The following is a 21,297-nucleotide window of genomic DNA, read 5'->3' on the forward strand; positions in this document are numbered from 1 at the left end:
TGAACGCATCGCCGAACTGTTCGAGGGCCTTGGCCCGGTCAGCATCCGCAAACTGTTCGGCGGCAAGGGCATCTATTTCGACGGTGTCATAGTCGCCATCGTGCTGCGCGGCGAGCTGATGCTGAAAGCCGACGCGCAAAGCGCGCCCGACTTCGAAGCCGCCGGATGCCGGCAGTGGACCTATACCGGCTCTCGGCACGGCAAGCTGGTCTCCATGCCCTATTGGAGCATTCCCGACAGCGCTTTTGACGATCCCGACGAGATGACGCTCTGGGCACGCCGCGCCTATGAGGCAGGACGGCGGGCGGGGAAATAGTGCAACGACCTCAGGTGCTGCGGCAATCTTTTGGCAGCGCCGAGGGACAGCACCCCCTTCTGTCCTGCCGGACATCTCCCCCCGCAAGGGGGGAGATCGGCAGCTTCACTGAAGGCGCTCTACCTGCAACCTTGGCGATTGGCGAAAGCGGCGGCGACGTCCAATCTCCCCCTTGCGGGGGAGATGTCCGGCAGGACAGAGGGGGGTGTGAAGGAACTCGGCGTTCACGCCTAGCTACTCATTGCCAGACGCTTGAACAGCGGCCTACAGCGCCATGGCGATCCGCGCCGCCAGCCTTGCATTGTTTTCGACCAGTGCGATGTTGGTCTTCAGGCTCCTGCCGCCCGTGAGTTCCAGGATTTTCGACAACAGGAACGGAGTCACCGCCTTGCCGGTCACGTTGAGCGCTTCCGCGGCCTTCTGCGCGGCTTCGATATAACCGGCCATCTCTTCGGCCGGGATTTCGTGGTTCTCGGGCACCGGATTGGCGATCAGCATGCCGCCGGCGAGCCCCAGCGCCTGCCGCGTCTGGTAGAAATGCGCGATCTCTTCCGGTCGGTGCAAGGTCAGCGGCGCGCGGAACGGCGAATGCCGCGACCAGAAGGCCGGCATCGTCTCGCAGCCATGGCCGACCACGGGCACGCCGCGCGACTCCAGCACCTCCAGCGTCTTTTCGATGTCGAGGATGGCCTTGGCGCCGGCCGACACGACGATGACCGGCGTGCGCGCCAGTTCGTCGAGGTCGGCGGAAATGTCGAAACTCTTTTCCGCACCCTTGTGCACGCCGCCGATGCCGCCGGTGGCGAACACCTTGATGCCGACCATATGCGCCGCGATCATCGTGGCGGCGACCGTGGTGCCACCGGTGCGCTCTTGCGCCACCGCGAAGCCGAGGTCGGCGCGCGACAGCTTCATGGCATCGCCGGTCATGGCAAGGGACTCGCGCTCGCCATCCGAAAGCCCGATCTTGATGCGGCCGCCAACCACGGCGATCGTCGCCGGCACGGCGCCGCCATCGCTGATGATCTTTTCGACATCGGCCGCCATGGCGCCATTGTCGGGGTAGGGCATGCCATGGGTGATGATGGTGCTCTCCAGCGCCACCACCGGCCGCCCGGCGGCCAAGGCCTGTGCCACCGGCGCATGGATATCGATGAAGGGGCGGGCGGTTTCTGGTGTCATCCTGATCTCCAATCCGGTGCGATGCGCCTCCACTAGGACGCGCGAAAACACTCCGGCACTATGAACTGGCCGGTCTCATGCCACTTCCTGCGCGTCCGGCACAAGAGCCAGCGCCTCGGTGAAATCAGCGGCGGTGAAATCGGGAACGGCGTCGGCGCTTTCGATGGCCAGCGTCGCCGCGGCAATGCCTTCGCGCAGGGCTGCGCGCAACGGCATGCCGCGCAGCGAGGCAGCGACCGTCGCACCCGCCAGCGCATCGCCGGCGCCGGTGACGTCGGTGACCTTTCTTGGCGTCGGCGGCAGGATCGAGAAGGTGCCGGCTTCATCGAAGCCCAGCATCGAAGCGCCGCCCGCTGTCACCACGCCGCTTTTGAGCCCGGCGCGTTTCAGCCCATCGACGATGTCGTACCCTGAAGCCGCATCGTCCAGGCCGGCAAGTGCGACGGCCTCGCGCTGGTTCATGAAGACGACGGCCAGATTGCCGAGCACCGGCCTCAGGCGCACGATCTTGGCCGGCGAAATGGCAATGGCGAAGACGGGTTTGCCGGCGGCGAGTGCCACGAGCCTCTCCAGTGCCGCCGTCGGCAAATTGGCGTCGCAGAAGACGGCATCGGCGGCGGCGAGTACCTCGCGCACCTTGGAGCGCCTGACCTGCTTGGGAAACGCCAGCTCATAGAGCGCCATGTCGGCAAAGCCGACGATCAGCTCGCCCTCGCTGTCGATCAGCGCCGTATAGCTTGGCGTCGTGCGATCGAGGAACACCGCCGACAGGTCGGCAATCCCGGCTTTGGCGATGGCCCGTGAAACCGTATCGGCAGCGGCATCGCCGCCGCGCACCGACAGCAGCGAGGCCGAAACACCGCGCCGGACCGCACTGCGCAAGGCATTGAAGACGCCCCCGCCGACATCCTCGCGCATCGTGCCGGGATTGGACGCGGCCGGCACGTAAGCGCCGGACACCTGGCCACGCCGGTCGATATGGGCGCCGCCCACGGCCAGGATTCTTGGAGATTTCACCATGCCGGCGATATGACCTTTGTTATTCGAGCCGCACAAGCGCTAGGCTGCGTGACGAAGCTTCGCATGCAGGCAGGCGATTCGGCAGATCGAAACGAGTGCGCGGTCTGGCCCAATGCGAGGTGCGCTCCTGATGTGATTCTTGGGACAAAAAAAGAACAAATCCGGATATTGATTGCCTTTCAGATACTTGAACCCTCTTGCCAAACGAGAACAAAAAAGGTACAAATAGGCAGGGATTACGGATTGTCCGGCCTTCATTGACGACCAAGGGGTGATGTATCATGGCTCAGAATTCTTTGCGGCTGGTAGAGGACAAAGCGGTGGACAAATCAAAGGCTCTGGACGCGGCGCTGTCGCAAATCGAGCGGGCTTTCGGCAAGGGCTCGATCATGCGGCTCGGCGCGAACGAGCAGGTCGTCGAGATTGAAACCGTGCCGACGGGCTCGCTCGGCCTCGACATCGCGCTTGGCGTCGGTGGCCTGCCGCGTGGCCGCATCATCGAGATCTACGGGCCGGAAAGCTCGGGCAAGACGACGCTCGCGTTGCACACTGTTGCGGAAGCCCAGAAGAAGGGTGGCATCTGCGCCTTCGTCGATGCCGAGCATGCGCTCGATCCGGTCTATGCCCGCAAGCTTGGCGTCGATCTGGAAAACCTTCTGATCTCGCAGCCCGACACCGGTGAACAGGCGCTGGAAATCTGCGACACGCTGGTGCGCTCCGGTGCCATCGATGTGCTGGTGGTCGATTCGGTCGCGGCGCTGACGCCGCGTGCCGAAATCGAAGGCGAGATGGGCGATTCGCTGCCCGGCCTGCAGGCCCGCCTGATGAGCCAGGCGCTGCGCAAGCTGACCGCCTCGATCTCACGCTCCAACACCATGGTCATCTTCATCAACCAGATCCGCATGAAGATCGGCGTCATGTTCGGTTCGCCCGAGACCACGACGGGCGGCAATGCTCTGAAATTCTACGCCTCGGTCCGCCTCGACATCCGCCGCATCGGCTCGGTCAAGGACCGCGACGAGGTCGTCGGCAACCAGACCCGCGTCAAGGTGGTCAAGAACAAGCTGGCGCCGCCCTTCAAGGTGGTCGAGTTCGACATCATGTATGGCGAGGGCGTATCCAAGACCGGCGAACTGGTCGACCTCGGCGTCAAGGCCGGCGTGGTCGAGAAGTCGGGTGCCTGGTTCTCCTACAATTCGCAGCGTCTCGGCCAGGGCCGCGAGAATGCCAAACTGTTCCTGCGCGACAATCCCGACACGGCGCGCGAGATCGAACTGGCGCTCAGGCAGAATGCCGGGTTGATCGCCGAGAAATTCCTCGAGAATGGCGGCGCCGAGAGCGGCGACGACGGTTTCGAGGAGGAATCCGGCGCGATGTAAACAACTTCGTGCACAGGATGCCGGCCGAAGATCGGCCATAATCCTGTTCTATTATCTCAAGCTTATGTAATTGAGTTCAGTGTTTTTTGCGTTCCAAACCGCCGGCTTTCGAGCCGGCGGTTTTTCGTTTTGCGGCTGGCGCTGATGGTCGGCAAGCGCGCGATTTGGACCAATTCCGTGTTTCTGGACAGGGTGCGGTGCGACCGCTAAAAGGCCAAGTCTATTTTCTTATGGATGTCGCCCAAAGTGCGCAGCGGTTTTGGGACAACGACATGCATGGAAGCAAAAACTTAAAGCGCGACGACTGAATCCGTTTTCAGTGCGAAGCGCTCTGAGACCCAGAGCCCATTTTCCGCCGGTTTGCCGGCGGTTTTCTCGAAAAGGCAGCATTCATGAGTGGCGTGAACGAGATCCGGTCGACTTTTCTCGACTACTTCCGCAAGGAGGGTCACGAGATCGTCGCGTCGAGCCCGCTGGTACCGCGCAACGATCCGACGCTGATGTTCACCAACGCCGGCATGGTGCAGTTCAAAAACGTCTTCACCGGCCTGGAGAAGCGGCCCTATTCGCGCGCCTCCACCGCGCAGAAGAGTGTTCGCGCCGGTGGCAAGCATAACGACCTCGACAATGTCGGCTACACCGCGCGCCATCTGACCTTCTTCGAAATGCTCGGCAATTTCTCTTTTGGCGACTATTTCAAGGAACGCGCCATCGAGCTTGCCTGGAACCTGATCACCAAGGAATTCGGGCTGAACAAGGACAAGCTGCTGGTCACCGTCTATCACACGGACGACGAGGCGGCCGGCTTCTGGAAGAAGATCGCCGGTTTTTCCGACGACCGCATCATTCGCATCGCGACATCGGACAATTTCTGGGCGATGGGCGACACCGGACCTTGCGGGCCGTGCTCGGAGATCTTCATCGACCGCGGCGAACACATCTGGGGCGGCCCTCCCGGCAGCCCCGAGGAGGACGGCGACCGTTTTCTCGAATTCTGGAACCTGGTCTTCATGCAGTATGAACAGGTGACGAAGGAGGAGCGCATCGACCTGCCGCGCCCGTCGATCGACACCGGCATGGGGCTGGAGCGCATGGCGTCCATCATGCAAGGGGTGGAGAGCGTCTTTGAGACCGACCTGTTCCGTCACCTGATCGACGCGGCGTCGTCCGCCATCGGGCACGGTCCCGACAAGGAGACGGTCGCATCCTTCCGCGTCATTGCGGATCATCTGCGCTCGTCCTCCTTCCTGGTCGCCGATGGCGTGTTGCCGTCGAACGAAGGCCGTGGCTATGTCCTGCGCCGCATCATGCGCCGCGCCATGCGCCATGCGCAGTTGCTCGGTGCCCGGGATCCGCTGATGTGGCAGCTGGTGCCGGCGCTGGTGCGCGAGATGGGCCAGGCCTATCCGGAACTGGTGCGCGGCGAGCAGTTGATCACCGAGACCCTGAAGCTCGAAGAAACCCGTTTCCGCAAGACGCTGGTGCGTGGCCTCGGCCTGCTTTCGGAGGCGACGGAAAAACTGGGTGCCGGCGACATGCTGGATGGCGAGACGGCGTTCAAGCTTTATGACACCTACGGCTTCCCGCTCGATCTGACGCAGGATGCATTGCGCCAGCGCAGCATCTCGGTCGATCTTGCCGGCTTCACCAATGCCATGGAGCGGCAAAGGGCCGAGGCGCGCTCTCACTGGGCAGGCTCCGGCGATGCGGCCACCGAGACGATCTGGTTCCCGGTGCGCGAGAAGGCGGGCGCCACCGAGTTCCTCGGTTACGAGACCGAGCAGGCGGAAGGCCTCATCCAGGCGCTCGTCAGGGATGGCAAGACCGTCGACAGCGCAGGCAAGGGCGACGCGGTTGCCGTGGTCGTCAACCAGACGCCATTCTATGCCGAGTCCGGCGGCCAGATGGGCGACACCGGAATCATTTCAGGGGAAGGCTTCTCGATCGAGATTTCCGATACGCAGAAGAAGGCCGATGGGCTGTTCGTCCATATCGGCAAGGTGGCCAGCGGCACGGCCAAGACTGGTGCGGCCGTCGAGCTGAAGGTCGACCATGCTCGCCGCTCCAGGCTGCGCGCAAACCATTCCGCGACGCACCTGATCCATGAGGCGCTGCGCGAGGTGCTGGGTAGCCATGTCGCGCAGAAGGGTTCGCTGGTTGCGCCCGAGCGCCTGCGCTTCGACATCTCGCACAACAAGCCGATTTCCCCCGAGGATCTCGAAGAGGTCGAGCGCATGGCGAACGAGATCGTCGTCCAGAACAGCCCGGTGAGCACGCGCCTGATGTCGGTCGACGATGCCATTGCCGAGGGCGCCATGGCGCTGTTTGGCGAGAAGTACGGCGATGAAGTGCGCGTCGTGTCGATGGGCACCGGCCTGCATGGCGCCAAGGCCAACCGGCCCTATTCGGTCGAGCTCTGCGGCGGCACGCATGTCAGGGCGACCGGCGATATCGGCCTGGTGCGTGTCGTGTCGGACAGCGCGGTCGCCGCCGGTGTGCGCCGCATCGAGGCTTTGACCGGCGAAGCCGCGCGCAAGCATCTCGACGAGCAGGACCGGCGTTTGAAATCGGTCGCCGCGACGCTGAAGATCTCGCCGGCCGACGTGCCGGCACGCGTCGAGGCGCTGCTCGACGAGCGCAAGAAGCTCGAGAAGGAACTGACCGAGGCGCGCAAGAAACTGGCGCTGGGCGGCGGAGCCGCGGCGGGTGCGCCGTCGGAGAACGAGACTGTCGCCGGCGTCGGCTTCCTCGGCAAGGCGGTTTCGGGTGTTTCGCCGAAGGACCTGAAGCCGCTGGCCGATGCCGGCAAGAGCTCGCTCGGTTCCGGCGTCGTCGTCTTCGTCGGCACGGCTGAGGACAACAAGGCGAGCGTCGTGGTCGCTGTCACCGATGATCTGGTCGGCCGTTTCAGCGCCGTCGATCTGGTGCGCGTGGCCTCCGCAGCATTGGGCGGTCAGGGCGGCGGCGGGCGGCCCGACATGGCACAGGCCGGTGGCCCGGACGCCTCGAAAGCCGGTGATGCGATCGCCGCGGTCAAGGCGGCGCTGGAGGCAGCCTGAAAGTCCCTGCATGAAGGTGCTCGTCCTTGGCGGCTACGGTCTGATCGGCGAAGCAGTCGTCGGCCGTCTGCTTCGCGACGGGCATCATGTGGCCGGCCTTGGGCGCGATGTCGTGTATGCCAAGCGGGGCTGGCCGGCGGTGCGCTGGATCGCCGCCGACATGTCGCGGCTGCTTGCCGCTGAGGACTGGCTGCCGATGGTCACCGGCATGGATGCAATCGTCAATGCGGCAGGCGCCTTGCAGGACGGCGCGCGCGATCGCCTCGACGCCATCCACCGGCATTCGGTGGTGGCGCTGGTCGCGGCATGCGAACGGGCCGGCGTGCGCCGTTTTGCACAGATTTCCGCGATCGGCGCCGACCTCTCCTCCGCCGACGCTTTCTTCAACAGCAAGGCGCAAGGCGACAGGGCAGTCGCAAGCTCTTCGCTAGAGTGGACGATCCTGCGCCCCGGCTTGGTGATCGCGCCCGCCGCCTATGGCGGGACCGCACTTTTGCGCGCCCTGGCGGCCTTCCCCGGCTTTATCCCCGCCGTCATGTCGCGGCAGCCGATCCAGACCGTGGCGGTCACCGACGTTGCTGAAGCGGTATCGCGCGCGGTCGCCGGATCTCTGCCGCCCCGTACTGCCGTCGATCTCGTCGAGGCCGAGGCCAGACCGCTCGCCGATGTTCTCTCAGCCTTTCGGGCATGGCTTGGCCTGCCGCGGGCGAAGGTCGTACCGATGCCGGCCATTGTCGGCCGGCTTGCTGCCGCGACCGCCGATGGCCTCGGCCTCCTTGGCTGGCGATCGCCGTTGCGCAGCTCAGCCCTTGCCGCGCTGGCGCGTGGCGTGACCGGAAATGCCGGGCCATGGAACCAGATTTGCGGCCATCCGCTGCAGCCGCTGGAAGCAACGCTGGCCGCCATGCCGGCCCATGTCCAGGAGCGATGGTTCGCGCGCCTCTGGCTGGCAAAACCTTTCATCTTCGCCTGCCTGGCCCTGTTCTGGCTTGCTTCGGGCATCATCGGCCTGATCCGGCAAGACGAGGCCGCTTCCATTCTTGTTTCACGCGGCGTGTCGGCGAATCTGGCAGACATGTCGGTTGTTGCCGGCAGTGCTGCGGATATCCTTGCCGGTGCGGCGGTTCTGGTCCGGCCTTGGGCCTGGCGAGCGCTGCTGGCGATGATTGCGATCACGCTGTTTTATCTGGCGGCGTCGACGCTTCTCGTTCCCGATCTGTGGCTCGCGCCGCTGGGGCCGCTGGTCAAGACGATCCCCATGCTGTGCCTGGTGCTTGTAGCGCTGGCGGTCCTCGACGAGCGATGAACCTCTGGGCCGACATACTGCGCTGGACGCATGTCATTGGCGCCACGGTTCTCTTCGGCACCGGCGCCGGGATCGCCTTCTTCATGCTGATGGCGCAGCGCACCGGTCGCGCCGACCTCGTCGCCCATGTCGCGGGCACGGTTGTCGTCGCTGACACCATCTTCACGGCAACCGCCGTCGTGGTGCAGCCCATATCAGGCGTGTTGCTTGCCCGGGCATTGGGGTGGCCGCTGTCCGAAGGCTGGATCGTGCTGTCCTTGCTGCTTTACGTCGTGACGGGTCTGTTCTGGCTGCCGGTGGTCTGGATCCAGATTCGGATACGAAATCTGGCGCGACAGGCGGCCATCGAAAATCGACCGCTGCCCGCCGAGGAAAAGCACCTTTTTCGCATCTGGTTCGCTTGCGGCTTTCCGGCTTTCGCTGCCGTGCTTGCTATCGTTTGGCTGATGGTCGCCCGGCCGGCGATCAGTCTTTTCGGAGGATGATGTGCCCACACTGACCATGTACCAGGTCGATGCTTTTGCCGAGCGCGCCTTTCAGGGCAACCCCGCTGCCGTCCTCATCTTGCCGGACTGGCTGGCCGACGAGGTGATGCAGGCCATCGCAAACGAGAACAATCTCGCCGAAACCGCCTTTGCGCGGCCGAACGGCAAGGGCTGGGACTTGCGCTGGTTCACACCGGTTCATGAAGTCGACTTCTGCGGACACGCCACCCTGGCGACCGCCCATGTGCTAGCCTCGCAACACGATGTGGCCGATGACATGGCCTTTGCGACGCGGGTGGGCGAGTTGCGGGTCTCTCAGCGGCAAGGCGCCTACCGGCTCGATCTGCCATGTTTTCCGCCGCAGCCTGTCGATGGGGAAACCATGTTGGCGCTGCAGGAGATATTGTCGCCGCATCCGGTTGCGAGCTTTCGCAATTTTGAGAACCTGTTCGTCGAGCTTGCCGACGAGCAATCCGTCCGATCCTTCGTTCCCGATCTGCTCAGGATCGGAGCTTTCCACCCGCTTGGCCTTGTCATTACCGCGCGCGGCCAAACGCATGATTTCGTCTCCCGCTATTTCGTTCCCGGAGCCGGCATTCCCGAGGATCCGGTGACCGGTTCAATTCATGCGACGCTCGTGCCGTACTGGGCTGAAAAACTCGGCAAGACCCACCTGTCGGCGTTGCAGTGCTCACAGCGTGGCGGGCATCTTTTGTGTGATCTGGCCGGCGATCGCGTGCTGATCCTGGGTCGTGCCAAGACCTTCATGAAGGCGGAAATCTACCTTCCAGAATAAGCGGCGCCTGGAATGAACAGCGGCCGCAGGCTGATCAGGCCGCAGGACCGCTCGCGGCAAAGCTTGGACGGGCCGCGATCCGGTCCCACCAGGCTTGAATCTCTGGGAACTCGGCGAGCAGCTTTTGCCCTTCGGCGACCTTGACGAAATAGCCGATGATCGGCGCCGCATGCAGGTCGGCCAGCGTCAGCTGGTCGCCAAGCAACCATGGCCCCGGCGCCTTCAGCGAGGAGAGCGTCCGAAGCGCTCTGCTCGCTTGCGAAAGCCCGTTGGCGATCAGCGCCTCGTCGGGTGCCATCTTCTCCAGCCGTTCGACGGCGACATCCCAGACCATCGACCGATAGGCATAGGCGTCGAGCATGCCGATGAACTGGTTCATCCGCGCATGGCCGCGCGGATCCTTCGGCTGCAGCGCCGGCCCGTCAAAGGCTTCGTCGACATAGCCCGCGATCGCGCTCGTCTCGAAAAGGCGAAACCCGTCATGCTCGAAGGCCGGGATGCGGCCGAACGGGTGATGCTCGAAATACCAGGCGGGAATGCCCTCGGCGGCAAAGACATCGACCGGCACAAGCCCGTAGTCGATGCCTTTCTCCTCGAGCACGAGCCGCACGATGCGTACATAGACGCTGTAGTCCGCGCCGTAGACGGCGGGCTTGCCCATATAACCCTCCCGGGTCTTGCCTGGTCAGGCCATCGCCTTCTGCAGGTTCTCGTCGATCTTGTCGAGGAAGCCGGTGGTCGAGAGCCAGGGCTGGTCGGGGCCGATCAGCAGCGACAGGTCCTTGGTCATGAAACCGCTCTCGACCGTCTGGATGCAGACCTTTTCCAGCGTCTCGGCAAAGCGCTTCAGTTCGGCATTGTCGTCGAGCTTGGCGCGGTGCGCGAGGCCGCGCGTCCAGGCAAAGATCGAGGCGATTGAATTGGTCGAGGTCTCCTCGCCCTTCTGGTGCTGCCGGTAGTGGCGGGTGACGGTGCCGTGCGCGGCTTCGGCTTCCACCGTCTTGCCGTCCGGGGTCATCAGCACCGAGGTCATCAGGCCGAGCGAACCGAACCCTTGCGCAACGGTATCGGACTGGACGTCGCCGTCATAGTTCTTGCAGGCCCAGACATAGCCGCCGGACCATTTCAGGCTGGACGCTACCATATCGTCGATCAGCCGGTGCTCGTACCACAGCTTCTTCGACTTGAACTCGGCCTCGAACTCAGCCTCGTAGACTTCCTGGAAGATGTCCTTGAAGCGCCCGTCATAGGCCTTGAGGATGGTGTTCTTGGTCGAGAGATAGACCGGATAGTTGCGCAGCAGGCCGTAGTTCAGCGAAGCACGAGCGAACTCGCGGATCGAATCGTCGAGATTGTACATGGCCATGGCGACGCCGGCGCCCGGCGCATCGTAGACATCGTGCTCGATGACTTTGCCGTCCTCGCCGACGAACTTGATCGTCAGCTTGCCCTTGCCGGGAAAACGGAAATCGGTGGCGCGGTACTGGTCGCCGAAGGCGTGACGGCCGACGATGATAGGCTTGGTCCAGCCCGGCACCAGGCGCGGCACGTTCTTCATGATGATCGGCTCGCGGAATATGGTGCCGCCGAGGATGTTGCGAATGGTGCCGTTCGGCGACTTCCACATCTTCTTCAGTTTGAATTCCTCGACGCGCTGCTCGTCGGGCGTGATCGTCGCGCATTTCACGCCGACGCCGTATTTCTTGATGGCGTTGGCCGAATCGATGGTCACCTGGTCGTTGGTGGCGTCACGGTGCTCGATGCCGAGGTCGTAATATTCAAGCTTGAGGTCGAGATAAGGGTGGATCAGCTTGTCCTTGATGAACTGCCAGATGATGCGGGTCATCTCGTCGCCGTCGAGTTCGACGACCGGGTTCGCCACCTTGATCTTCGCCATGGAAAGAATGCCTCGTTCAACAGTTGGGTGATGGCGGGGCAGACCTCGCCAGGGTAGGGACTTCGCCTATAGCAAAGCGATCAAAGCGGTGCAAACCGGGACGACGCAGACGCAGGCTGCTGCTGGAGCAATTCCAAGAAAAGTGTGAAGCGGTTTTCTTTGGAAAAGCGCGTAGCGCTTTCCTTAGGGAATTGCCGTAAAACAAGAAAGATAGAGCGGTTCGGCGTTTCCGTGAAACGGTGAACCGCTCTGGGCAATCGAGAACAAAAAAAAGGCAATGCCGCACTGCCCCCGATGGGCAGCCGGCATCGCCTTGTTTCACGCTGCCGCGGAAGCGGCGCTCACTTATTGCAGCGGCGCACCGCCAGGGCCCGGGAAGGCGGTGAGCGGCGTGCCGTCGGCTACGTTGCCGGCGATCATGTTGTTCTTGAACGACTGGACGGCGCCGCTCCCGGTATTGCTGACCCCGGTAACATTGCCGAATATCGTCGATCCGCCGAGAAAGGCGACGGCGCTTCCGTTGCCGCTGGCAGCGGCACCGTTGGCGTTGACGCCGCTGCCTGCATTGGCGCTGATCGTGTTACCGGTAATCGTCGCACGCACCGGCGACGCCGCGGCGACGGATTTGATCGCCACGCCGTTGCCGGTATTGCCGCTGACAAGGCTGTTGGTCAGCGTCAGGTTCATGGCCACGGTGTTGCCGGTGCCGTCAACAAGAATGCCGCTGGCGCTGTTGGTGATTTCCACCCTCGAAAGGATGGCATTGATCCCAACGGCCCCGGTCGTCTTGATGAGAACACCTTCGGCGCCTGTCTCGGCTATGCGGGTGTTGCTTATGTAGAGTTCGCTGTTGCCGTTAGGGAGAAATTCGACGCCGTTGCCGCCCATCCGCTCTATGTTGCAGTCCTCGATATGCAGTTGACCTTGGCCAAGCATCCGAACGCCGTCGAGGCCGTTGCCTACACCGTCTATGTCGAGGCCGCGAAGATGCACCGCCGAGCCGACGGGCGTGTTGACGATGATGCCGTTCACGAGGGACGCAAGCACACCACCTTCCGTCGTTTTGCAGTCGATGGTGATGGATTTGGTGATGGTGACCGCGCCAAAGCCACCCGGGTCGAGACAGTTGATTTCGCCGGCCGTCGCCGTCTTCGAGATGGCACCGGCAAACGTCTTGCACGGTGCGGTTCGGCTGCACGGATTGGCGTCGTCACCAACGCCGGAAACCCACGTCCGTGTCGCCTGTGCGGAAGCTGGTGCAATCAGGAAGGCTGACGCCAGAGCCAACACAGCGAGTGAAAGGAAAAACCGTACGATTTTCAATTGCCCCTCCTAGATTTTGGCCAACGCCCTCGTCGGCCGTTGAAATCCGTGTCGAAAAGCTTGGGGCATAAATAAATGACGGGAGCGTGCAGGACACACTCCATTTTCCAAATACCAACCGTCGATACTCATTGAATACCCAAGCGGTCGGGAGATTACCTTTTTCTAATTTGATTCTCCAGTGACGCGATGCGTCATCGTAAATAAATATGCATTCGGATCGTGGATGATTTTTACAAATGGAAAATATCGTCAATGCCGGAAGCGAGCACGGGCGGGTCCATTTGTCGACGTTCGGGCCGCCATGGTCGAGCGGTGCAACCGGGCAGCGGAAGACGCAGGCTCCTGCTGTGGCAGTCGGGAACAAAGAAGCGATGCCGCCTATCCCTTGAGGGCTAGCCGGCATCGCCTTTGTTCACGCTGCCGCGGAGGCGCCGGTCGCTTATTGCAATGGCGTACCGCCAGGGCCTGGGAAGGCGGTCAGCGGTGTGCCGTCGGCTACGTTGCCGGCGATCATGTTGTTCTTGAACGACTGGACGGCGCCGCTCCCGGTATTGCTGACCCCGGTGACGTTGCCGAATATCGTCGATCCGCCCAGAAAGGCGATGGCGCTTCCGTTGCCGCTGGCTGCCGCACCGTTGGCGTTGACGCCGGTGCCGGCATTGGCGCTGATCGTGTTGCCGGTAATCGTCGCCCGCACCGGCGATGCCGCGGCGACGGATTTGACCACCACGCCATTGCCGGTATTGCCGCTGACAAGGCTGTTGGTCAGCGTCAGGTTCATGGCCACGGTGTTGCCTGTGCCGTCGATAAGAATGCCGCTGCCGCTGTTGGTGATTTCCACTCTTGAAAGGATGGCATTGATTCCCACGGCTCCAGTCGTCTTGATGAGAACACCTTCGGCGCCTGTCTCGGCTATGCGGGTGTTGCTTATGTAGAGTTCGCTGTTGCCGTTAGGGAGAAATTCGACGCCGTTGCTGGTCACTCTTTCTATGTTGGAATCTTCGATATGCAGCTGACCCTGACCCACCATGCGGATGCCGTCGGCGCCAGTGCCTACACCGTCTAAATCAAGGCCGCGAAGATGCACTACCGAGGCGGCAGGTGCGTTGACGATGATGCCGTTCGAACCGAGCGTAAAAAGCACGCCAGCTTCAGTGTTTCTGCAGTCGATGGTGATGGATTTGGTGATGGTGACCGCGCCAAAACCGCCCGGGTCGAGACAGTTGATCTCGCCGGCCGTCGCCGTTTTCGAGATGGCACCGGCAAACGTCTTGCAAGGTGCCGTTCGGCTGCACGGATCGGCGTCGTTGCCAACGCCGGAAACCCACGTCCGTGTCGCTTGCGCCGAAGCTGGCGCGATCAGGAAGATCGACGCTGCAAGCAACACGGCGAGTGAAAGGAAAAACCGTACGATTTTCATTTGCCCCTCCTAGATTTGGCCAACGCCCTCGTCGGCCGTTGAAATCCGTGATGAAATGCTTGGGGCACAAATAGACGACGGGGTGTGCAAGACACGCTCCGTCTCCTCAATATCATTCGTCAATACACGCTGGACCCAAGCGGGTGGGAGATTACCGTTTTCTAATTTGATTTTCCACCGACGCGATGCGTCATCGTAAATAAATATGCATTCGGATCGTAGATGATTTCTAAAAATGGGAAATATCGTCAATAGCAACAGCGAGCACCCGTGTTTCCATTTGCCGGCGGTTTGAGGCGCCATGGTCGAGCCATCACGCAGCAGTGAGGTCGATTGTCTTTTGGTTAAGGGCACGAGTGCGATGCCACATCCCGCCAATCTCTCGAGGAGCCATCACAAGGCTATTTGTCGGCCAAGTGACCGATAACTCTTCAAAAAGCCGCATCGATATGGCACGACGCGGAGACTTCGTGGCGCAATCACCTGGAAAACATGACAGGAACGGACTTTCAGCACGGCCTCACGACCGCTGGCCCGGCGATCATCCTCGTCGAGCCGCAGCTCGGTGAGAACATCGGCATGGTGGCTCGTGCCATGGCAAATTTCGGCCTGTCGGAACTGCGCCTGGTCAACCCTCGCGACGGTTGGCCGAGCGAGAAGGCGCGCGCGGCCGCCAGCCGCGCCGACCATGTCATCGACGCCGTGAAGGTGTTCGACGACCTGGCCTCGGCGCTCGCCGATCTGAACTTTGTTTTTGCAACCACGGCCAGGCAGCGCGACGGCTTCAAATCCGTGCGCGGCCCGGTGGAAGCGGGCAGGGTGCTTCGGACCCGTCACGCAATGGGGCAGCGCACCGGCATCCTGTTCGGCCGCGAGCGCTTCGGCCTCTACAATGACGAGGTCGGCCTTGCCGACGAGATCGTCACCTTTCCCGTCGATCCCGATTTCTCCTCGCTCAACATAGCCCAGGCGGCCTTGCTGATGTCCTACGAGTGGATGAAGTCCGGGCTGGAAGACGAGACCAAAACCAACTTTTCCGGTCCGGACATGAAGCCGGCCAGCAAGGAAGAGCTGCACGGGCTGTTTGCCTATCTCGAAGGCGCATTGGAAGCGCGCGGTTATTTCCGCCCCGCACCGAAGAAGCCGAAGATGGTCGACAATCTGCGCGCCGTGCTGACGCGTGCCGGGTTTGCCGAGCCGGAGCTGAAGGTGCTGCGCGGCATCATTTCGTCCCTGGACAGGTTTTCACCGGCGATGCCGCGTGGTGAGGGTTCGCCAGGCGACGATCCAAGACGATTGCCGGCGGCCGTGGCGCGCGCCCGCAAGGCGGAAGGCGATCGCCTGGCAGGCAAGGCAGACGGCACCGGCAAGGACGACGACATGCCGCCGCTCGGCGGAAAGGGCACCGATAATGACTGAGCGGCCGATCCTGATGTTCGATTCCGGCATCGGCGGGCTCACCGTGCTGCGCGAGGCGCGCGTGCTGATGCCCGACCGCCGCTTTGTCTATGTCGCCGACGATGCCGCCTTCCCCTATGGCGCCTGGGAGGAGCCGGCCCTCAACGCCCATATCCTTGGGCTGTTCGGCGCGCTACTGGAAAAGTTCCAGCCCGAGATTTCAGTCATCCCGTGCAACACCGCATCGACGCTGGTTATCGACGCTTTGCGCGAGAAATTCCCCGGTCACCCTTTTGTCGGCACGGTGCCGGCGATCAAGCCGGCCGCCGAGCGCACGCGCTCAGGCCTCGTCTCGGTGCTGGCGACGCCCGGCACGGTCAAGCGTCAATACACGCGCGACCTGATCAGCAAATGGGCGCAGAAATGCCATGTGCGGCTGGTCGGCTCGGACCGGCTGGCGCCGCTGGCGGAAATCTACATGCGCGAGGGGTTCGTCGACGAGGAGATCGTCCGCCAGGAGATCGCGCCATGCTTCGTCGAGACGGATGGCGCCCGCACCGACATCGTCGTGCTCGGCTGCACGCATTATCCGTTCCTGGCCAATCGCATGCGCAAGACCGCGCCCTGGCCGGTCGACTGGATCGATCCGGCCGAAGCGATCGCCCGCCGCGCCATGTCGTTGCTGGCGCCGGTCGACGGGCCTTTGCCGGTGGGTGAGCCTGACATTGCGGTCTTCACCTCCGGCAAGGCGGATTTCGCCACCAGCCGGCTGATGCAGGGGTTCGGGCTGGTCGTGAGCTAGATGGCGGCGGAAACGTCTGCCACTTAAACAGGTTCGAAGACGATGTTGCGTTGATCTGGATCGGCCAAGACCAGCCTTAGCGCCAGATCGTCGCCCTGTCTAAGCCCGGAGGCCTTTACGTTGGCTACGACAGGCATGTCGGCAAGCTGAACGCGCACGCCATGGTCGACGACGTCGGTGACAGCAGCTTTGAACGTCTCGCCCTCGCGTCCCTTCAGCATTACCGCCTCGGCAAGGTCGATAGCCGCGTGGTTGATCTGCGAAGCGTGGCTATCCGCACGCCCCATCACCTGCGGCAATCTGGCGAACGCGTCGGTGACAGCCTGGGACACCGGCTGGCCATTGGCGATGGCCAGCGCACAGCGCACGACGTAGCGATCAGCCAGTCGCCTGAGTGGCGCCGTTGCATGGGCATAGGTCGCTGCCATCGCCTCATGCCAAGGGACAACACCTTCTCTATAGGGTTGGTAGGATGCGCCGGCGCTTGCATGGCGGATTTCCAGCATCAGCGCCGCCTGTTGCGGATCGGTCGGGTCAAGGGTTCGCTGATAGTCGCGCAAGCTGGTGGAGGCCGGCCAAGACAGCCCGAGTGCCTGTGCCGCGCTGCGCAGTCTTTGCACCCTGAAAGCATCTGGCTCCGACATCACCCGAAACAACCCGGTATGGTGCGCAAACATGGCGTCGGCAATCGCCATGTTTGCAGCCAGCGAAAGCGCGGCGTTGTCTTGCTCGGATTGCAGCAGCGGTCTGAACGAAAGCCGGAATGTACCATCGGCGAGCCTTTCAACCTCCTGCTCGGGTGGGTCGACGCGCGAAGCACCACGACGCTCTTCGTTCATCGCCATGCGTCGCGCCATTTCGGCGAAGCCGGCCGGAACGTCGGAGGCCTTCACACTGTCATAGGCGAGCTTCGCGCGGCTTTGAATGATTGCCCGCTCCGCGCCGTCCAACTTCGTCGCACCGTCCTGCGCAACCCGAACCGTGAAGACAACCGCTGGCCGCGATCCATCCGGCAACAGGCTCGCTGCCCCCTCGGCAATTGCCGGCGGGTAGAGCCCGGCCTTGCCGTCCGGCAAGTAAAGCGTCTCGCCCCGCGTCCAGGCTTCGAGATCGATCGCGTCACCGTCCTCGACGAACCAGGCTACGTCGGCAATGGCGTAATGCAGCAGAAGATCGCCGCCGCTCGCCTCGATTGAGAACGCCTGATCAAGATCGGTGGAGCTCGCCGGATCGAGCGTGACGAAGGGCATCGCTGTTCGATCGGCATGCTGGTTGGGCACACGTTTGGCCGCCACCTCCGCGGCGGCCAGTACGACTACCGGAAATCCATCTGGCACGTGGAATTCGGTGCGGATTTTCGCCAGGCCAGTGGAGAGAGCTTGTGAGGGATCGGTCAGAGATTTCATTCAGCCGTCCTACACTGGGGTTCCAGACACGGGAAGGCTGCCAAGGAAAATCGCCAAGCCTGACCACGTGGCGAGCCGGCACCAAGCGGGCCGGGAACCGAGCCACCGGGGCTGGAACCGTCACCGCAGCGGGGCGTTTCTTCTGAGAGCCACGGAGAAACAGCCATGCCAGCCATCTCAAAAGCCCAGCAAAAAGCCGCCGGCGCCGCTTTGTCGGCCAAGCGCGGCGAGACAAAAAAGAGCGAGCTCAAAGGCGCTTCGAAGGGAATGTTTGAATCGATGAGCGAAAAGCAGCTCGAGGAGTTCGCCGAGACGAAGCGCAAGGGTCTGCCGGAAAGGAAATCGGACAGCTGACCCCGGTCGCGTGTCGTCTTGGAGAGAAGCACCAAAGTGAAAGCCCGCGGATAAAACCGCGGGCTTCGGTCATGGCGATGGATGGGTTAGTTCCCGGTCTACCGGGCCTAGTCCGGTATCACCACCAGTGGCAGCGCCGTACCCTGTGGACGATCACCCTGCGGTGACCATGCCGCCACACCACTCTCTTCGTCACGATGATGCGGCAAACCTGTTTGTGTCCGTGCCAATGACGCGCCATCGCCGGTTCCGGCGCCACCGCCATCGAGCCCGCAAGCACCGCGGCGCCTGCCAGGGTAAGGAAGAATTTCTTCATAAGTATTGCGCTCCTCGTTCCAGTCCGTTCCTGATGCCGTTGGCGCAACAACCTCCCGCCACATCCGGCACTGCATCTACGCAGGAAAACGGGTATCTTGTCGCCGGGCCCTATGCCAGTCACAAGCTTGACACCGGTTGAATCTCGGTTTAACCAGCCGTCACAACCACCGGGCAGCGATGTCCGGTGTTTGTTTTGTATACGCAAGATCAGGATGCCTAGTCGTTCTGATCTTGTTTGAAATGACGTGTCCCGTGGGTTTTCCGCCGCGTTGCGTGGGAGAACCCTGTCAGGTCTCGAAAACGGAGGCCAGAGGAGGGCGCGTTTCCTTCACCCGGACCATGAGGTTCCGGGTGTGTTGTTTTGAAAAGGGAATGCGATGAGCAAGCGCGAATCCGCGAAGTACAAGATCGACCGCCGTCTCGGCGAAAATATCTGGGGCCGCCCGAAGTCCCCGGTCAACAAGCGTGAATACGGCCCCGGCCAGCATGGTCAGCGCCGCAAGGGCAAGCTTTCCGATTTCGGCCTGCAGCTGCGCGCCAAGCAGAAGCTGAAGGGTCACTATGGCGACGTTTCGGAAAAGCAGTTCCGCAAGGTCTATGAAGAGGCCGACCGCCGCAAGGGCGACACCTCCGAGAACCTGATCGGCCTGCTCGAGTCGCGTCTCGATGCGGTCGTCTACCGCGCCAAGTTCGTGCCGACGATTTTCGCCGCCCGTCAGTTCGTCAACCACGGCCACGTCAACGTCAACGGCAAGCGCGTCAACATCGGTTCGTACCGCTGCAAGCCGGGCGACGTCGTCGAAGTCCGCGAAAAGTCGAAGCAGCTGGTCATCGTTCTTGAATCGGTGGGCTTGGCCGAACGCGACGTGCCGGACTACATCGAAGCCGATCACAACAAGATGGTCGCGACCTTCTCGCGCATTCCCGGCCTGGCTGACGTTCCGTTCGCCGTGCAGATGGAACCGAACCTGGTCGTCGAATTCTATTCGCGTTAAGCGAACTCAATTTTGCGACATCCAAAGGCCGCCCATCGAGGCGGCCTTTTCTTTGTCTGCCATGTCCGCTAATCCGGGCACTCTTGGCCACGAAAGCGACATGCCATGAACATGCTGCCAGACATCGAAACTCTTGAACCGATTGCCGACGGCGAAGGCGGTTTCCATCCGCTGTTTGCCGATGTGCCGTCCTCGGTCGAGTTCAACAAATTGCGCAAGCGGCTGCTGCGTCTCACCCGTCAGGCGATCGAGGATTTCTCGATGGTCAAGCCCGGCCAGCGCTGGCTCGTAGCGCTGTCGGGCGGCAAGGATTCCTACGGGCTGCTCGCCATGCTGCTCGATCTCAAATGGCGCGGGCTGTTGCCTGTCGACTTGCTGGCCTGCAATCTGGACCAGGGCCAACCGAATTTCCCCAAACACATCCTGCCCGACTATCTCGACAGCCACGGCATTCCGCACCGGATCGAGTATCAGGACACCTATTCCGTCGTCACCGAAAAGCTGCCCGAGGGAAGCACCTATTGCTCGCTCTGCTCGCGTCTCCGGCGCGGCCATCTCTATCGCATCGCGCGGGAAGAGGGATGCTCGGCGCTGGTGCTCGGCCACCATCGCGAGGACATTCTGGAGACCTTCTTCATGAACCTGTTCCATGGTGGCCGTCTTGCCGCCATGCCGCCGAAACTGCTCAACGACGAGGGCGACGTCATGGTGCTGCGGCCGCTGAGCTATTGCGCCGAAACCGACCTTGAGAGGTTCGCCGCGGCAATGCGATTCCCGATCATTCCCTGCGATCTTTGCGGCAGTCAGGAAGGCCTGCAGCGCAACGCCATGAAGGCGATGCTCGAGGATATCGAAAAGCGCATGCCCGGCCGCAAGGACACCATGATCCGCGCGCTGTCCAACACCAGGCCGTCGCACCTGCTCGACAGAAAACTGTTCGACTTCGCCGCGCTCAACGACACCCTCACCACCAGGCAAGATGTTTCCAATGACATTTGACGACACCGCGATCGACTGGCTGGCCGGCATTCTGGCCGAGGCGGCAGACGTCGAGATCATGCCGCGCTTTCGCAGGTTGGGCGACGGCGACATCCGGCAGAAGACCTCGGCCGCCGACCTGGTGACCGAGGCCGACGTCAATGCCGAGCGCCTGATCACCGCCACGCTGCGCAAGCGTTACCCCTCGGCGATGGTGGTCGGCGAGGAAGCCTGTTCCGACAATCCGGCGCTGCTTGATGGCCTGGGCGAAGCCGACCTGGCGTTCGTCATCGACCCGGTGGACGGCACCTTCAATTTCGCCTCCGGCGTGCCGCTGTTCGGCGTCATGCTGGCGGTGGTGGTCAAGGGCGAGACGGTTGCCGGCATCATCCACGATCCAGTTGGCAAGGACTGGCTGATCGGTGCCAAAGGCGCCGGCAGCCACATCAGGCATGCGCATGGCAGCCTGGAAAAGGTGCACGTCGCGGCGCCCGCGCCGATCTCGGAAATGACCGGCTCTGTCTCCTGGCAATACATGCCCGAGCCGGAGCGGTCGCGGCTGGCGCGCAATCAGACGAAGATGCTGTCGCAATTCGCCTATCGCTGCGCGGCGCACGAATATCGCCTCTTGGCCAGCGGCCATGCCCATTTCGTCGTCTACAACAAGCTGATGCCGTGGGATCATCTGGGGGGTGTGCTGATCCATGCCGAGGCCGGCGGCCACGCCGCGCGCTTCGACGGCAGCGCCTATCTGCCGTCGCATGTCGGCGGTGGCTTGCTTGTCGCGCCGGATAGCGAGAGCTGGCAGGTCCTGCGTGACGAACTCTGGGCTGAGTAGCCACACCGCCGCTTGGCAGGGT

General features: G+C 62.5%; 20 protein-coding genes. 12 read left to right on the forward strand and 8 right to left on the reverse strand.

Annotated features, from left to right (window positions below):
* Positions 1 to 316, forward strand: a 316-nt coding sequence (locus tag AC0ZT5_RS26370; RefSeq protein ID WP_488498823.1) for a TfoX/Sxy family protein, incomplete at its 5' end; no start/stop codon positions are given.
* 264 nt (positions 317 to 580) lie between these two features.
* Here the strand turns inward: AC0ZT5_RS26370 and AC0ZT5_RS26375 are convergent.
* Positions 581 to 1,498 (reverse strand): pseudouridine-5'-phosphate glycosidase, encoded by a 918-nt coding sequence (locus AC0ZT5_RS26375; RefSeq protein WP_488498824.1) that lies wholly within the window; start codon positions 1,496 to 1,498, stop codon positions 581 to 583.
* Positions 1,499 to 1,573: 75 nt separating this feature from the next.
* Entirely contained in the window at positions 1,574 to 2,518 is a 945-nt protein-coding gene (locus AC0ZT5_RS26380) for a carbohydrate kinase family protein (protein ID WP_488498825.1), read from the reverse strand.
* A gap of 281 nt (positions 2,519 to 2,799) precedes the next feature.
* On the opposite strand from AC0ZT5_RS26380, the gene recA reads away from it, so the two are divergent.
* The 5 genes from recA (at position 2,800) to AC0ZT5_RS26405 (ending at position 9,543) form a co-directional block, all read left to right on the forward strand.
* Positions 2,800 to 3,897: a recombinase RecA gene (gene recA, locus AC0ZT5_RS26385; protein WP_095085392.1), complete on the forward strand. Its 1,098-nt coding sequence runs from the start codon at positions 2,800 to 2,802 to the stop codon at positions 3,895 to 3,897.
* Between the two features lie 392 nt (positions 3,898 to 4,289).
* Positions 4,290 to 6,956, forward strand: a complete 2,667-nt coding sequence (alaS, locus tag AC0ZT5_RS26390; RefSeq protein ID WP_488498826.1) for an alanine--tRNA ligase — start codon at positions 4,290 to 4,292, stop codon at positions 6,954 to 6,956.
* 10 nt (positions 6,957 to 6,966) lie between these two features.
* A complete protein-coding gene (locus tag AC0ZT5_RS26395; RefSeq protein WP_488498827.1) occupies positions 6,967 to 8,262 on the forward strand; it encodes an SDR family oxidoreductase in 1,296 nt (431 codons plus the stop codon).
* Complete coding sequence (locus tag AC0ZT5_RS26400; protein ID WP_477287861.1) at positions 8,259 to 8,747, forward strand: DUF2269 family protein; 489 nt, start codon at positions 8,259 to 8,261, stop codon at positions 8,745 to 8,747. Before AC0ZT5_RS26395 ends, AC0ZT5_RS26400 begins: the two co-directional genes overlap by 4 nt.
* 1 nt (position 8,748) lies before the next feature.
* Positions 8,749 to 9,543 carry a PhzF family phenazine biosynthesis protein gene (locus tag AC0ZT5_RS26405; protein ID WP_488498828.1) on the forward strand — a complete coding sequence of 265 codons (795 nt, stop codon included), beginning with the start codon at positions 8,749 to 8,751 and terminating at the stop codon, positions 9,541 to 9,543.
* 34 nt (positions 9,544 to 9,577) lie between these two features.
* Here the strand turns inward: AC0ZT5_RS26405 and AC0ZT5_RS26410 are convergent, their stop codons facing one another.
* From AC0ZT5_RS26410 to AC0ZT5_RS26425, 4 genes are all read right to left on the reverse strand, one after another.
* Positions 9,578 to 10,204 carry a glutathione S-transferase family protein gene (locus AC0ZT5_RS26410; RefSeq protein WP_488498829.1) on the reverse strand — a complete coding sequence of 209 codons (627 nt, stop codon included), beginning with the start codon at positions 10,202 to 10,204 and terminating at the stop codon, positions 9,578 to 9,580.
* A gap of 24 nt (positions 10,205 to 10,228) precedes the next feature.
* Entirely contained in the window at positions 10,229 to 11,440 is a 1,212-nt protein-coding gene (locus AC0ZT5_RS26415) for an NADP-dependent isocitrate dehydrogenase (RefSeq protein WP_095085403.1), read from the reverse strand.
* Positions 11,441 to 11,785: 345 nt separating this feature from the next.
* Positions 11,786 to 12,763, reverse strand: a complete 978-nt coding sequence (locus AC0ZT5_RS26420) for a right-handed parallel beta-helix repeat-containing protein (protein WP_488498830.1) — start codon at positions 12,761 to 12,763, stop codon at positions 11,786 to 11,788.
* A 442-nt stretch (positions 12,764 to 13,205) separates the two neighbouring features.
* Complete coding sequence (locus AC0ZT5_RS26425; RefSeq protein WP_488498831.1) at positions 13,206 to 14,186, reverse strand: right-handed parallel beta-helix repeat-containing protein; 981 nt, start codon at positions 14,184 to 14,186, stop codon at positions 13,206 to 13,208.
* Between the two features lie 492 nt (positions 14,187 to 14,678).
* Here AC0ZT5_RS26425 and AC0ZT5_RS26430 point away from each other — a divergent pair, with 492 nt between their 5' ends.
* Both AC0ZT5_RS26430 and murI read left to right on the forward strand, forming a co-directional pair.
* The gene (locus tag AC0ZT5_RS26430) at positions 14,679 to 15,605 is read left to right on the forward strand and encodes an RNA methyltransferase (protein ID WP_477228572.1); all 927 of its coding nucleotides are present in this window, start codon (positions 14,679 to 14,681) and stop codon (positions 15,603 to 15,605) included.
* The gene (gene murI, locus AC0ZT5_RS26435) at positions 15,598 to 16,386 is read left to right on the forward strand and encodes a glutamate racemase (RefSeq protein WP_477287849.1); all 789 of its coding nucleotides are present in this window, start codon (positions 15,598 to 15,600) and stop codon (positions 16,384 to 16,386) included. Before AC0ZT5_RS26430 ends, murI begins: the two co-directional genes overlap by 8 nt.
* Positions 16,387 to 16,409: 23 nt before the next feature.
* On the opposite strand, the gene AC0ZT5_RS26440 is transcribed toward murI, so the two are convergent.
* Positions 16,410 to 17,792, reverse strand: a complete 1,383-nt coding sequence (locus tag AC0ZT5_RS26440) for an RNB domain-containing ribonuclease (RefSeq protein WP_488498832.1) — start codon at positions 17,790 to 17,792, stop codon at positions 16,410 to 16,412.
* A 165-nt stretch (positions 17,793 to 17,957) separates the two neighbouring features.
* Between AC0ZT5_RS26440 and AC0ZT5_RS26445 the strand changes: the two genes are divergently transcribed.
* Positions 17,958 to 18,146 carry a DUF3008 family protein gene (locus tag AC0ZT5_RS26445; protein ID WP_488498833.1) on the forward strand — a complete coding sequence of 63 codons (189 nt, stop codon included), beginning with the start codon at positions 17,958 to 17,960 and terminating at the stop codon, positions 18,144 to 18,146.
* A 118-nt stretch (positions 18,147 to 18,264) separates the two neighbouring features.
* Here AC0ZT5_RS26445 and AC0ZT5_RS26450 read toward each other — a convergent pair whose 3' ends face one another.
* The gene (locus AC0ZT5_RS26450; RefSeq protein WP_477287841.1) at positions 18,265 to 18,462 is read right to left on the reverse strand and encodes a hypothetical protein; all 198 of its coding nucleotides are present in this window, start codon (positions 18,460 to 18,462) and stop codon (positions 18,265 to 18,267) included.
* 379 nt (positions 18,463 to 18,841) lie between these two features.
* Here AC0ZT5_RS26450 and rpsD point away from each other — a divergent pair, with 379 nt between their 5' ends.
* From rpsD to AC0ZT5_RS26465, 3 genes are all read left to right on the forward strand, one after another.
* Entirely contained in the window at positions 18,842 to 19,459 is a 618-nt protein-coding gene (rpsD, locus tag AC0ZT5_RS26455; RefSeq protein ID WP_013895883.1) for a 30S ribosomal protein S4, read from the forward strand.
* Positions 19,460 to 19,564: 105 nt separating this feature from the next.
* Positions 19,565 to 20,458, forward strand: a complete 894-nt coding sequence (gene ttcA, locus AC0ZT5_RS26460) for a tRNA 2-thiocytidine(32) synthetase TtcA (RefSeq protein ID WP_488498834.1) — start codon at positions 19,565 to 19,567, stop codon at positions 20,456 to 20,458.
* Positions 20,448 to 21,275 carry an inositol monophosphatase family protein gene (locus AC0ZT5_RS26465; RefSeq protein ID WP_488498835.1) on the forward strand — a complete coding sequence of 276 codons (828 nt, stop codon included), beginning with the start codon at positions 20,448 to 20,450 and terminating at the stop codon, positions 21,273 to 21,275. The genes ttcA and AC0ZT5_RS26465 overlap by 11 nt, the downstream gene beginning before the upstream one ends.
* Positions 21,276 to 21,297 lie beyond the last annotated feature (22 nt).

This window comes from Mesorhizobium sp. CNPSo 4670, assembly GCF_057784235.1.

Bases quoted from the DNA above. Each gene is read 5' to 3' on its own strand.
- AC0ZT5_RS26375 (WP_488498824.1), bottom strand. From the start codon at position 1,498: ATGACACCAGAAACCGCCCGCCCCTTCATCGATATCCATGCGCCGGTG.
- AC0ZT5_RS26380 (WP_488498825.1), bottom strand. From the start codon at position 2,518: ATGGTGAAATCTCCAAGAATCCTGGCCGTGGGCGGCGCCCATATCGAC.
- recA (WP_095085392.1), top strand. From the start codon at position 2,800: ATGGCTCAGAATTCTTTGCGGCTGGTAGAGGACAAAGCGGTGGACAAA.
- alaS (WP_488498826.1), top strand. From the start codon at position 4,290: ATGAGTGGCGTGAACGAGATCCGGTCGACTTTTCTCGACTACTTCCGC.
- AC0ZT5_RS26395 (WP_488498827.1), top strand. From the start codon at position 6,967: ATGAAGGTGCTCGTCCTTGGCGGCTACGGTCTGATCGGCGAAGCAGTC.
- AC0ZT5_RS26400 (WP_477287861.1), top strand. From the start codon at position 8,259: ATGAACCTCTGGGCCGACATACTGCGCTGGACGCATGTCATTGGCGCC.
- AC0ZT5_RS26410 (WP_488498829.1), bottom strand. From the start codon at position 10,204: ATGGGCAAGCCCGCCGTCTACGGCGCGGACTACAGCGTCTATGTACGC.
- AC0ZT5_RS26415 (WP_095085403.1), bottom strand. From the start codon at position 11,440: ATGGCGAAGATCAAGGTGGCGAACCCGGTCGTCGAACTCGACGGCGAC.
- AC0ZT5_RS26425 (WP_488498831.1), bottom strand. From the start codon at position 14,186: ATGAAAATCGTACGGTTTTTCCTTTCACTCGCCGTGTTGCTTGCAGCG.
- AC0ZT5_RS26430 (WP_477228572.1), top strand. From the start codon at position 14,679: ATGACAGGAACGGACTTTCAGCACGGCCTCACGACCGCTGGCCCGGCG.
- murI (WP_477287849.1), top strand. From the start codon at position 15,598: ATGACTGAGCGGCCGATCCTGATGTTCGATTCCGGCATCGGCGGGCTC.
- AC0ZT5_RS26440 (WP_488498832.1), bottom strand. From the start codon at position 17,792: ATGAAATCTCTGACCGATCCCTCACAAGCTCTCTCCACTGGCCTGGCG.
- AC0ZT5_RS26445 (WP_488498833.1), top strand. From the start codon at position 17,958: ATGCCAGCCATCTCAAAAGCCCAGCAAAAAGCCGCCGGCGCCGCTTTG.
- AC0ZT5_RS26450 (WP_477287841.1), bottom strand. From the start codon at position 18,462: ATGAAGAAATTCTTCCTTACCCTGGCAGGCGCCGCGGTGCTTGCGGGC.
- rpsD (WP_013895883.1), top strand. From the start codon at position 18,842: ATGAGCAAGCGCGAATCCGCGAAGTACAAGATCGACCGCCGTCTCGGC.
- ttcA (WP_488498834.1), top strand. From the start codon at position 19,565: ATGAACATGCTGCCAGACATCGAAACTCTTGAACCGATTGCCGACGGC.
- AC0ZT5_RS26465 (WP_488498835.1), top strand. From the start codon at position 20,448: ATGACATTTGACGACACCGCGATCGACTGGCTGGCCGGCATTCTGGCC.